The organism is Arcticibacterium sp. GJ41-1, assembly GCF_055808875.1.
Genome location: NZ_CM147888.1, coordinates 1,498,644 through 1,510,378 on the forward strand (window position 1 = coordinate 1,498,644; position 11,735 = coordinate 1,510,378).

Genomic DNA, 11,735 nt, shown 5'->3' on the forward strand with positions numbered 1-11,735 from the left:
CTTTTAGGAGTATGCAAGTAGACCGTTTGAAATTATTATTAGAATTTTTGGAAGAAGAACCTAATCTGCCCTTTAACAGATATGCGGTGGCTATGGAGTTGTTAAAGGTTGATGCTCAAAGGAGCATAGAACATTTAGAGATTTTGGCTGCTGACTTTCCTGAGTATTTACCCACTTATTATCAATTAGCTCAGTTGTATTTTGACAAAGATGACTTAGAGAAAGCTGCGGAGGTTTACAAAGCGGGAATTGCTTTGGCCAAGGCCCAAAAGAACCTGAAAATTGAAAAAGAATTAGAGGGAGCTTATCAAATGTTAAAAGACGAAATGGAAGAATGGTGAAATATAAATCGTTTAAAATAGATACCGATACTAAAGGGAAAGCTGCCGTGTCAAAGGTTTTGATGATATATACAGGAGGAACCTTAGGGATGGTTTATGATAAGCTTAAGAAAACGCTGGTTCCGCTAAAGTTTGAAGAGATTCAAAAGAACATTCCAGAGTTAGAAAGGTTTGAGTCAGAGCTGACCATTATTCCTATTGAGCCACCTATTGACTCTTCTAATATGAGTCCAGCTATTTGGATAGAATTGGCAGCATTGATTGCGAAGCAATATGAAAAATATGATGGTTTTGTGATACTTCATGGTACCGATACTATGGCTCATACAGCTTCTGCTTTGAGCTTTTTGTTAGAAAATTTGACAAAGCCTGTCATACTTACAGGGGCACAGTTACCTATAGGAGTGACGAGGACAGATGCTAGAGAAAACATGATGACCGCACTGGAGTTGGCAGCTGATAAAGTGGACGGCGAAACCATTTTGCACGAAGTGTGTATTTATTTTAATGGCAGGTTATTAAGAGGGAATAGGGCTAAGAAGTATGAAAGCTCACAGTTTGACGCTTTTCAGTCAGAAAATTATCCTATGCTGGCGGAGGTTGGCATTTACTGTGTTTATAATAGGCCCTACATGCTTTCTAAGCCGGCGGGAGATTTTAAAGTTTACACAGCTTTAAATCCTAATGTTTTGATTTTGAAACTCTTTCCTGGGATTTCAAATGCTTTTGTGAAGCAAATGTTGGCGACGGAGAATCTAGAAGCTGTGGTTTTGGAAACATACGGCTCAGGAAATGCTTCTTCAGACGAAGGCTTTTTAAACTTGTTAAAAGCTGCTTCGGATAAAGGTATTATCATCTATAATGTGTCGCAGTGTAGTGGGGGAGAGGTGCGTCAGGGAGACTATGATACTGGTAAGGGGCTTCAAAATGCTGGTGTAATAAGTGGAAAGGATACTACTACCGAAGCCGCGGTTTGTAAATTGATGTATTTACTGGCCATGGGTAATCCTATTTCCGAAACGAAGAGGTTGCTTCAGGAGAATTTGAGAGGTGAAGTGGTGGATTAGTGAGCTGTACTATAAGAAATTACAAATTTTGCTATTCGAGTTAATAGAGCTTTTTGGAACTTAATAGCGAATATGTTCGTAAATCTTACGACTAATATCTATTGTCAATTTAAACTTAAAACGTTTACTTTGCAGCCCGATACAGAGGGGTGTCCGAGTGGCTGAAGGAGCACGCTTGGAAAGCGTGTAAGTCAGCAATGGCTTCGCGGGTTCGAATCCCGCTCCCTCTGCATAAACGCATTGAGGTATCTGAGTTCAGGTACCTCACTCATTTTAAGACACCTAGCTTGTGTCTTAGGGCATTTGACGGTAGGTCTATGTCGGTCAATTTATGGGGTAGCAGTCAGGCTAGCCTCCATCTTTGAAATTTTATTTAATAATAATCGGGAATAGTCTTCTCGATTAACGCTCAATTTTTATGTATAAAAAAAGAATAGTAATTAAGGTAGGTACCAACGTAATGGTGAATAAGTCCAAAAGGATTATAAAGCCTGTGTTGGAGAGTTTGGTAAAGCAAATTGCGACACTTTTTGAAGAAGATATCATCTGCGTGTTGGTTTCTTCAGGTTCTGTGATAGCAGGAAGAGAAGTTTTAGGAAGAATTAAAATACAGGATAAAGCTCAAAAAAGACAGGTTTATTCCGCAGTGGGGCAGCCAAGAATGATGTTCCATTATTACACTCTTTTTGGCCAGTATGGTTTAAAGTGTGCTCAGGTTTTGGCTACTAAAAGAGACTTTAATCCAGGCATGCACCGTGAGAATATGATAAACTGCTACGAGGGTTTATTGGCAGAGGGTGTTATTCCGGTGGCAAATGAGGATGATGCCGTATCAGTAACCAAATCTATGTTTTCTGATAACGATGAGTTAGCTTCTTTAGTGGCAGAACTTATCAATGCAGATTTGTTGATTATATTAACAAGTACAGACGGACTTTTTACGGGTGACCCAGAGTCAAAAGATACCACGCTAATTAAAAATGTTTCGGTAGGTCAAAACGTAGAAAAATACGTAGACGACAAAGAAAAAGGAGAAGGCGAAGGAAGAGGTGGAATGGGCTCTAAATTAAATATGGCAAAAGCCACTGCCAGAAAAGATATTCCTACGGTAATAGCAAACGGAAAAAGAGAGAACGTTATCATTGATATTGTTCATGGTGAGGCTATTGGAACTAGGGTTTCCAAGTAAAATAGCTTCAAACTGTTTTTTGATGGTTAGTAATCAATATATAGCGTTATTTGCAAAATTTTATATTTTGCATTAATGAAATCATTACAAATTCTTGGTCAAGATATTGGTGTAGGTAAGACAGTTTTATCGCTTGATATAGCCAAATTACACACGCGTACTAGTTTAGAAGTGCCTGTGATTATTGAACGCTCTGCTGTTGATGGCCCCGTTTTGTTGCTGCTTGCAGGAATTCATGGAGACGAGGTTAATGGCGTAGAGATAGTCCGCCAAATCATTTCAAAGAAAATAAGTAAGCCCACTAGCGGTACCGTAATTTGCATTCCGGTGGTGAATGTTTTTGGTTTTTTGAATCAAACACGTGACTTCCCAGATGGAAGAGATTTGAATAGAACTTTCCCTGGTTCTGCCAAAGGTTCGTTGGCAGGGCGTTTTGCTCATGCCATTATGCATGATATAGTTCCACATGTAGATTATTGCATCGACTTCCATACAGGAAGTAGTAGTCGTTTTAATTATGCTCAAGTCAGAATGGATGGCGAAGACAAGGAGTGTATAGCCCTTGCAAAGATTTTTGGGGTCAAATTTGTGATTGACGCACCTATCCGTGATAAGTCATTTAGAAAATCTGCCAGTATTTTAGGCAAAAAGGTATTGCTTTTTGAAGGAGGGAAAGATCACCATTTGGATAAAGAGGTAACTCGACAAGCCATTAATGGCACCATGCGTGTGATGCAGTATTTGGGATTAAGAGACTTTTCCAAAGAACTGGAAACCAAACCAGCATCCAAAGAACAGATATATATTCGAAAATCTACTTGGCTACGAGCCAATCATTCTGGTATGTATAGAAGGGTGGTTAGTATTGGTCAAAAAGTAGAAAAAGGTGATACTATCGGCAGTATTTCTGACCCTTACGGTGATTTTGAAAAGAAGGTGAAATCAACTTACACTGGTTATATAATAGGTTCTAATCATTCACCTATTGTTAATCAAGGCGATGCTTTGGTACATGTGAGTACCGTGCATGAAGAGATGGTGTAGTTTTAGAAAAGACACAGAGCCATTAAATAAAAGCGGCACAAAATTTGAAATTGTGCCGCTTTTCGTTTTATCAATCTTCCGAAACTTTCAAGATTAACTTTCCTTGTTTGTTGCCATCAAATAGCCTTAGCAAGGTATCGTTGAAGTTTTCAATACCTTCATAAATGTCTTCTTTACTTTTTAGCTTGCCTTCGTTTAGCCAAATTTCCATTTGCTCTCTAGCTACGTGGTAACGGCTGGCATAATCAAAAACCACCATACCTTTCATAGAAGCTCGGTTGACCAGTAACGACATATAATTGCTAGGCCCGCTTACTTTTTCGGTGTTGTTATATTGGGAGATGGCTCCGCAAATAACAATTCTAGCGTGCATTGCTAATCTTGAAAGAGCGGCATCTAAAATTTCACCACCTACATTGTCAAAATATACATCAATTCCCTTTGGGCAATGTTCTTTTATAGCAGCGTAAATATTCTCAGATTTATAATCAATGGCGGCATCAAAACCTAGTTCGTTGACGAGGTAATCGCATTTGGCTTTGCCGCCAGCTATTCCTATGACTTTACAGCCTTTAATTTTGGCAATTTGCCCCACTACACTTCCTACGGCACCTGCAGCACCAGAAACCACTACGGTTTCACCGTCTTTTAACTCACCTACTTCTAGTATTCCAAAATAGGCTGTCATACCTGGCATGCCTAATACGCCGAGATATTCTGTTAAAGGTCTGTTGCCTTCTTCTATTTTTAAAAATCCCTTTCCGTTAGAGACCACATACTGCTGCACACCACCGGTGCCTACTAGTAAGTCACCTTCTTTAAATTTAGGATGATTATTGGCTTTTACCACTCGGCCTAAGGAGCCAGCACGCATCACTTCATTAATGCCAACAGGTGGGATGTAAGAGCGTACATCTCTAAGCCAACCTCGCATGGCAGGGTCTAAAGAAATGTATTCGTTTTTGATTAAAATTTCGCCGTCAGCTAATTCTGGAATTTCGGCATTGTTTAAAGTCCATGTTGATGCCGTTGGCAATCCTTCTGGACGTTCTTTCAATAAGATTTGTTTGTTCATTTAATTTGTTTTGAAGTTTTTCAATAGTGCACCCTAAAATTAGTCAATGGAAAATTAAATACAGTTTTTCTTCCCATTTACTGTTTCTAGAAAGTCTCTTTTCTTGATTAGAACTCCAGATTTCGTATAATCATCCATATTTTTTTTGATTTTGTCAGAACCCATCGAATTAGGTCAAAAACAGGCTATTTTGAACCTTAAAATCCCTAATTTTGTCCAACCTATTGAGAATTGTCCTTGATTAATGAATAAAGTGCTGAAAGCATCAGGAGTATTGTGAGTGGAAATACAAGTTTAAAAGAAGACGTATTTAACTGTTGTTTAGATAATTTAGCGAAGCAGGCTTCCCTAAGCTGGTTTACCGAAAAAGCTAAGAACCTAGAGACTGCTTCGGCTTTCTTTCTTGCTTTTGGTATGTTAAAAAGGAAAGTGGAAAATGGCTCTGTCATTATTTCTACATCTTTAAAAAGTAATTTGAAAAGTGCTAATCCTGCTTTTTCGGAAGAAGATTGGGATTTAGTTTCTTTCTGTCGGCTTGCCTTTTTGCTTCAATTAAATACGCCAGAGAATAAAGAGAAAATAGAGACGCTGCTCGCCTCTGCTGATATAAAAGAGCAGGTGATTATCTATAAAGCTTTGCAATACCTAGAAAATGCAGAAGATTTTAAATTGAATATCATTGACGGTATCCGTACCAATATGATTGATGTTTTTGATGCCATTGCCTTAGAAAACAATTATGCGTTTACGTATTTCAGTGAAGATGCTTGGAACCACATGGTTTTGAAAGCCATTTTCATGGAAAGGCCTATTTATAGAATTCATGGCATAGACCAACGTAAAAACGGAAAGCTAGCAGGCATACTTCAAGACTTTGTGCATGAAAGATGGGCTGCTGGAAGAGTCGTCACACCCGAGCTATGGAGAATGATTAGTGGACTTACCACAGAATCAATCATCGAAGATTTGAAAAAAGCGGTGCTTAACGATACTGATTTAGGTAAAGCTGCCGCTCAAAAGGTATTAGAAGATGCAGGTCAAACGGAATGGATAAAAAGTCAAGGATTGGAACCTGTTAAACTTACTTGGGAAGAAATAGGCAAAGAAATCTGGGAGGCTTAGAAAAGATAAAATACGAACATTAATATTTAGAAATATGAAATTTATAGACCCTCATGTGCATATGTCATCCAGAACCACGGACGACTATCAAGCAATGCAAAAAGCGGGAATTGTGGCCATTATAGAGCCAGCGTTTTGGTTGGGTCAGCCGCGTACAGAAAAAGGTGCTTTTAAAGATTATTATAGCAGTATAGTGGGTTGGGAGCCGTTTAGGTCTTCTCAGTTTGGTATCAAACATTACTGTACTATTGGCTTAAACTCTAAAGAAGCCAATAATGTGCCTTTAGCGGAGCAGGTAATGGAATTATTACCATTATACGCTATGAAAGATAATGTGGTGGCAATAGGCGAAATTGGTTATGATGACCAAACCGAAGCAGAAGATAGGTTTTTCAGAGCTCAAATAGAGCTGGCAAAAGAAGTGAATCTTCCTATTTTGATTCATACACCGCATAGAGATAAGAAAAACGGTACGCTACGCAGCATGGATGTGCTAGAAGAGCATGGCATTGACCCTAAAATGGCCATCATAGACCATAATAATGAAGAAACGGCAAAAGCTGTTTTGGATAGAGGCTATTGGGCAGCATTTACCATTTACCCAAGAACAAAAATGGGTAGCGAGAGAATGGTGGAGGTTGTAAAACAATATGGTTCTGAAAGAATAATCGTGGATAGCTCTGCCGACTGGGGTGTGAGTGACCCGCTTGCAGTGCCTAAAACAGCCAATCTTATGTTGGCAAATGGCATCTCAAAAGAAGATGTACATATGACCTGTTACCAAAATGCTTTAGATGCTTATGCTCAAAGTGGAAACATGAATGAAAGCGATTGGGAAAACGGTGTGACCTTTGACCAGTCGGTTCTTTATGGAGGAAACAGTGTTTTACGTGGTCAAGAACCAGTAAAAGGAACTGCTGCAGATTCCGATATCATAGAAAACTGATGAAGCTTTTTTATTATTTGGCTTTAACTAGGCCCGCCAATGTCATTACTGCGGTTTCAGATATTGCGGCTGGCGTAGCTATAGCAGGAGCTTTTGCTTTAAGCCCTTTTCCATGGACATCGTTTCTGTTTTTGGCTTTAGCCACCTCAGGACTTTACGCAGGAGGCATTGTTTTTAATGATGTTTTTGATTTAGAGTTAGATAAAGTAGAAAGACCCGAAAGAATAATACCGAGCGGAAAACTGACTTCTAGTCAAGCCATATTTTTTGGAATGGCACTTTTTATATGTGCTATATTTTTTGCTTCATTGGTGAGTATTCAGAGTGGCGTTATAGCAGCTTTGGTGGCACTTTGTGCGGTTTTGTATGACAAATTTGCAAAGCATCATATAGTGGCTGGGCCATTAACCATGGGGCTTTGTAGAGGTTTGAATTTAACCTTGGGGATGAGTATTCTGGCTAATGGTCAGTTGCCAGAAATGTGGATGATGGCTTTTATTCCTATCGTGTTTATAGCTGCTATTACCTTAACTAGTCAAGGCGAGGTTTTAGGAAATAATAAACTCTCGGTCGCTTTCGCTTTGGTTTTAGATTTGCTTGTGACCGCTACTATTTTAGTATTGGCCTTTAAAGGCATTATGAATTTATGGATGGTGCTGCCATTTGTGCTGTTATGGATTGGGATTAATTTCTCCGCCAAATTCAAAGCCATTCGGCATAACGAACCTAAAAATATTATGAATGCGGTGAAGATGGGAGTACTCTCGCTGATACCGCTAAATGCCAGTTATGTGGCAGGTTTTAGCGACTGGAAATACGGTTTAGCGGTTTTATGCTTGCTGCCTATTTCTATTTTTCTGGCAAAGAAATTCTCGGTTACCTGAATTTTAAAAGCTAGAATCTGATTATTAATATACGTCCGGAAAGAAATAAAATGAATATAGAGCAAAACTTCTCGATAAATTATAAATATCAAATTCTCTTCACGAGAAACATGTTTGATACGTCAAATACAGAGCTTTTTGACACACTAAACGAGAATAAGGAATCTTCTAAAGCCATTCAAGTGTCTTTTGTGATAGATTCAGGTTTGAATGATTGCCAGCCCGAGCTTATCAACAACATTGAAAAATATGTGGCCGCTTTTCCTAAATTAAAATTGGCCTGTAAGCCAATCATCGTGACGGGTGGAGAAGATGCTAAAAATACCATGGCGGAGTTTGAGAAAACTTTGTCGATGATAAACGAGGCCAAAATAGACCGTCATTCTTTTCTTTTAGCTATAGGTGGAGGTGCAGTTTTAGACATGGCAGGTTTTGCGGCAGCAGTAGGGCATAGAGGTATCAGGCATATCAGAATCCCAACGACGGTTTTGTCTCAAAACGATTCTGGCGTAGGTGTTAAAAATAGTATCAATTTCTTTGGTAAAAAGAACTTCTTAGGAACATTTGCTCCGCCTTTCGCGGTGATAAACGACCTTACTTTTTTGATTTCATTAGACGAAAGAGACTGGCGTGCAGGTATGTCTGAGGCGGTAAAAGTGGCTTTGATTAAAGATGCTGTCTTTTTTGATTGGTTAGAAACTAATGCCATCGCTCTAAATAACAGAGATTTGGAAGCCATGGAAAAACTGGTTTTTGACTGTGCTAAGCTACATACGCACCACATTTCTAACAGTAACGACCCCTTTGAAATGGGCTCTTCTAGGCCATTAGATTTTGGCCACTGGGCGGCTCATAAAATGGAGCAGCTTACCAACTTTGGAATAAAACATGGTGAAGCGGTAGCCATAGGTATCGGTTTAGATATCGTTTACGGAACATACGCTGGTTTTATGACTGAAGCCACGGCAGACCGTATCTTAAAAGTGCTGTCAAACTTAGGCTTTGATACTTTTCATCCTGTGCTTCTTAATGAGGCGGGCACGCATATAAACCCTGAACTCTTAAAAGGTTTAGAAGAGTTTAGAGAGCATTTGGGTGGAGAATTGACCATCACTATGGTAGAGAAAATAGGAGAGAAGTTTGATGTGCACGAAATGAACACCGATTGGATTGAAAAATCGGCTCTAACACTATTGAAAAAGCAAGAAACCTATGCGTATTAATAAACATCAGGCTCATTTAAGTTACTGCAGTAATATTCATGCAGGCGAATCTTGGACAGCTACTTTTGAGAATCTAAAAAAGTACACCACCAAAGTACGTGACGGTTTAAAAACCGAAAGCTTTGGCATTGGTTTACGATTGTCAAACGAAGCTTCTTTAGAACTTTCTGAAGGAGACAATCTCGCAGTTTTTAAAGATTGGCTGGCAAGTGAAAACATGTATGTGTTTACCGTCAATGGTTTTCCTTACGGTGGTTTTCATAATCAAGTAGTGAAAGATGAGGTGCATACGCCAGATTGGAGTACACCTGAGCGTTTGGTTTATACCATTCGTTTGTTTAATATTTTGGCAGCATTACTTCCCGAAGGTTTAGATGGTGGGGTTTCTACTTCGCCTATTTCTTACAGGTTTTGGCATAAAGATGAAGCTGCCTTAAAAGAAGTGAAGGCAGTGGCGGTACGTCAATTGTCACAACTGATGATTCATCTGGCAGAAATTAAGACCAAAACGGGTAAAAGTTTGCACCTAGACATGGAGCCAGAGCCAGACGGAATTTTAGAAACTAGCGATGAGTTTGTTGATTTCTTTAATGATGATTTGCTGCCAACAGGTAAAAATCAACTAAGTGCCACATTAGGCATAGGGCTCGATAAAGCAGAAGAGATTATCAGAGAGCATTTTCAGCTCTGCTATGATGTTTGTCATTTTGCCGTAGGCTTTGAAAAACCCTCGGAGGCCATAGCCAAAGTGAAAGCTGCCAATATCAAAATAGGTAGAATTCAGATTTCTGCGGCTTTAAGCAGTGGTATTTTGGGTAGCCAAGAAGATAGAGCGATTGTTCAAGAGCAATTAAAAAGATTTGACGAGCCTACTTATTTGCACCAAGCCGTGGTTAGAAAAACCGACGGAGCATTAGTAAGATTTAAAGATTTAGGGCCTGGTTTAGCGGATATTCAGCAGGCAGATTTTCAGGAAATAAGAACGCATTTTCATGTGCCTGTTTTTACAGAGAAATATGAGAAATTGATATCTACGCAGCAAGACATTATAGATACGCTAGCTGTTTGGAAAGAAGAAAATTTCACCAATCATTTAGAGGTAGAAACCTATACTTGGGATGTTTTGCCAGAGGCTATGCAAACCGATATAGTGAGCTGTGTGGTGAGGGAATTAGATTGGGTTAGAACAGTGGCAACAGCATGAAAAAAGTAGCGGTAATTAATGTAATTGGTCTTTCAAAAAGAGTTTTAGGCGAGCATACACCATTTCTTTCTAAATGGGCTGCTAAGAAAAATATAGCAAGTGTAGAGCCTGTTTTACCTGCGGTTACCTGTGCTGTGCAAACTACCTATTTGACAGGGAAATGGCCAAACGAACACGGTATAGTAGGGAACGGTTGGTTTTCAAAAGAAGCCCAAGAAGTACAGTTTTGGAAGCAATCAAACCAGCTGGTTCAAGCTCCTAATGTGTGGGATAATATCAGAAAGACAAATCCAGATTTTACCTGTGCTAATATGTTTTGGTGGTATAACATGTATTCTACTGCCGATTACTCCGTAACGCCAAGGCCGCAGTATAGGGCAGATGGTCAAAAAGTGCCAGACTGTTATTCGTATCCTGCAGATTTAAGAGACCGCTTGCAGGCAGAACTGGGTACTTTTCCATTGTTTCATTTTTGGGGACCCAAAACCACCATTAAATCTAGCGAGTGGATAGCCGATGCTTCTAAGAAAGTGCATGAATGGCATAATCCAGATTTGATGTTGGTCTATTTGCCGCATTTAGATTATGTGCTGCAGAAATATGGGCATGATGAAAAGCATTTGCCAAAAGACCTTGCCGAAATAGACAAAGTATGTGAAGACCTGATTACCTATTTGGAGGCAAAAGGTGTGGAGGTTTCTGTGATTTCAGAGTATGGAATTACAAATGTAGAAAGGCCTATTCACCCCAATCGTGTTTTACGTGATATGGGTTTGTTAGGAATTAGGGAAGAAAACGGTTTAGAGTTATTAGACGCAGGGGCGTCAAAAGCTTTTGCGGTGGCCGACCATCAAATAGCTCATGTGTATGTCAATGACAAATCGGAGCTAGCCGCTGTCAAAAAACGATTTGAAGCAGAAGCTGGTGTGGCTTTAGTTTTAGATGAAGAAGGTAAAAAGAAATACCACTTAGACCATGAACGCTCTGGAGACTTGGTATTGGTAGGCGACGATAAAAGCTGGTTTACTTATTATTTCTGGGAAGATGATGCCGAGGCACCAGACTACGCCAGAATGGTAGATATTCATAAAAAGCCAGGTTACGACCCTGCCGAAATGCTTTTAGACCCAAAGCAAAAGCTGATTATTCCAAAAATCATCTTTAAGGTGCTTAAGAAAAAACTGGGATTTAGAATGGTGATGGATGTGATTCCTTTAGACGCCACTTTAGTGAAAGGCTCGCACGGTGCTGTCAATCTACAAGACGAAGACAAAGCCATTTTTATTAGCAGTCAAAAGCATGATGCTAATATTGCCCCTACAGCCATTCATGATTTGATTATGAATTCGGTATTGAGATAATATCTGATAAGCCTACTGTGTACTTTTCAAAGACATGCAGTAGGCTTTTTTGTGTCCACTGTATACTTAATTTTCAAGACTACTTTTTTCATTTTATGAAAATGAAATGATCGGAAGTCCATGCTTAAAAAGACAGCGATTTTAGACTTCTTTTTACCTGATTATTGAACAACTATAAGCATCTGGTGATAGACGATTTTATTGAATAATTGGTTGACAAAAGCCCTCTAAAAGCTATCAGTTTTCTTGAGTTTTAACTTAGTTTTTCTTTAGAAATTT

General features: G+C 39.2%; 11 protein-coding genes and 1 tRNA gene. 11 read left to right on the forward strand and 1 reads right to left on the reverse strand.

Going from position 1 to position 11,735, the window contains the following annotated elements; translation table 11 throughout:
- Positions 1 to 26: 26 nt before the first annotated feature.
- From AC0L6O_RS06015 to AC0L6O_RS06035, 5 genes are all read left to right on the forward strand, one after another.
- Positions 27 to 341: a tetratricopeptide repeat protein gene (locus AC0L6O_RS06015; protein ID WP_473307072.1), complete on the forward strand. Its 315-nt coding sequence runs from the start codon at positions 27 to 29 to the stop codon at positions 339 to 341.
- Positions 335 to 1,408: an asparaginase gene (locus tag AC0L6O_RS06020; protein ID WP_473307073.1), complete on the forward strand. Its 1,074-nt coding sequence runs from the start codon at positions 335 to 337 to the stop codon at positions 1,406 to 1,408. Before AC0L6O_RS06015 ends, AC0L6O_RS06020 begins: the two co-directional genes overlap by 7 nt.
- 143 nt (positions 1,409 to 1,551) lie before the next feature.
- Positions 1,552 to 1,638 (forward strand) — tRNA-Ser (locus AC0L6O_RS06025).
- Between the two features lie 188 nt (positions 1,639 to 1,826).
- Positions 1,827 to 2,597, forward strand: coding sequence for a glutamate 5-kinase (gene proB, locus AC0L6O_RS06030; protein ID WP_473307074.1), 771 nt, complete (start codon positions 1,827 to 1,829; stop codon positions 2,595 to 2,597).
- Positions 2,598 to 2,672: 75 nt separating this feature from the next.
- Positions 2,673 to 3,641, forward strand: a complete 969-nt coding sequence (locus AC0L6O_RS06035) for a succinylglutamate desuccinylase/aspartoacylase family protein (protein ID WP_473307076.1) — start codon at positions 2,673 to 2,675, stop codon at positions 3,639 to 3,641.
- Positions 3,642 to 3,711: 70 nt separating this feature from the next.
- On the opposite strand, the gene AC0L6O_RS06040 is transcribed toward AC0L6O_RS06035, so the two are convergent.
- On the reverse strand, positions 3,712 to 4,716 hold the full coding sequence (locus AC0L6O_RS06040; protein ID WP_473307077.1) for an NADP-dependent oxidoreductase: 1,005 nt from the start codon (positions 4,714 to 4,716) through the stop codon (positions 3,712 to 3,714).
- Between the two features lie 276 nt (positions 4,717 to 4,992).
- Here AC0L6O_RS06040 and AC0L6O_RS06045 point away from each other — a divergent pair, with 276 nt between their 5' ends.
- Genes AC0L6O_RS06045 through AC0L6O_RS06070 form a run of 6 tightly spaced genes read left to right on the forward strand, consistent with a single transcriptional unit; the run spans position 4,993 to position 11,456 of the window.
- Positions 4,993 to 5,838, forward strand: coding sequence for an EboA domain-containing protein (locus AC0L6O_RS06045; RefSeq protein ID WP_473307079.1), 846 nt, complete (start codon positions 4,993 to 4,995; stop codon positions 5,836 to 5,838).
- A gap of 34 nt (positions 5,839 to 5,872) precedes the next feature.
- The gene (locus AC0L6O_RS06050) at positions 5,873 to 6,784 is read left to right on the forward strand and encodes a TatD family hydrolase (protein WP_473307081.1); all 912 of its coding nucleotides are present in this window, start codon (positions 5,873 to 5,875) and stop codon (positions 6,782 to 6,784) included.
- A complete protein-coding gene (eboC, locus tag AC0L6O_RS06055) occupies positions 6,784 to 7,668 on the forward strand; it encodes a UbiA-like protein EboC (protein ID WP_473307082.1) in 885 nt (294 codons plus the stop codon). Before AC0L6O_RS06050 ends, eboC begins: the two co-directional genes overlap by 1 nt.
- Before the next feature lie 29 nt (positions 7,669 to 7,697).
- The gene (locus tag AC0L6O_RS06060) at positions 7,698 to 8,891 is read left to right on the forward strand and encodes a 3-dehydroquinate synthase (RefSeq protein WP_473308501.1); all 1,194 of its coding nucleotides are present in this window, start codon (positions 7,698 to 7,700) and stop codon (positions 8,889 to 8,891) included.
- Positions 8,881 to 10,095 (forward strand): metabolite traffic protein EboE, encoded by a 1,215-nt coding sequence (eboE, locus tag AC0L6O_RS06065; protein WP_473307083.1) that lies wholly within the window; start codon positions 8,881 to 8,883, stop codon positions 10,093 to 10,095. Before AC0L6O_RS06060 ends, eboE begins: the two co-directional genes overlap by 11 nt.
- Positions 10,092 to 11,456, forward strand: a complete 1,365-nt coding sequence (locus AC0L6O_RS06070) for an alkaline phosphatase family protein (protein ID WP_473307085.1) — start codon at positions 10,092 to 10,094, stop codon at positions 11,454 to 11,456. The genes eboE and AC0L6O_RS06070 overlap by 4 nt, the downstream gene beginning before the upstream one ends.
- Positions 11,457 to 11,735: the final 279 nt, after the last annotated feature.

Excerpts from the sequence above, each read along its gene's own strand:
- AC0L6O_RS06050 (WP_473307081.1), top strand. The coding sequence starts at position 5,873 with ATGAAATTTATAGACCCTCATGTGCATATGTCATCCAGAACCACGGAC.
- AC0L6O_RS06035 (WP_473307076.1), top strand. The coding sequence starts at position 2,673 with ATGAAATCATTACAAATTCTTGGTCAAGATATTGGTGTAGGTAAGACA.
- eboC (WP_473307082.1), top strand. The coding sequence starts at position 6,784 with ATGAAGCTTTTTTATTATTTGGCTTTAACTAGGCCCGCCAATGTCATT.
- proB (WP_473307074.1), top strand. The coding sequence starts at position 1,827 with ATGTATAAAAAAAGAATAGTAATTAAGGTAGGTACCAACGTAATGGTG.
- eboE (WP_473307083.1), top strand. The coding sequence starts at position 8,881 with ATGCGTATTAATAAACATCAGGCTCATTTAAGTTACTGCAGTAATATT.
- AC0L6O_RS06020 (WP_473307073.1), top strand. The coding sequence starts at position 335 with ATGGTGAAATATAAATCGTTTAAAATAGATACCGATACTAAAGGGAAA.
- AC0L6O_RS06070 (WP_473307085.1), top strand. The coding sequence starts at position 10,092 with ATGAAAAAAGTAGCGGTAATTAATGTAATTGGTCTTTCAAAAAGAGTT.
- AC0L6O_RS06040 (WP_473307077.1), bottom strand. The coding sequence starts at position 4,716 with ATGAACAAACAAATCTTATTGAAAGAACGTCCAGAAGGATTGCCAACG.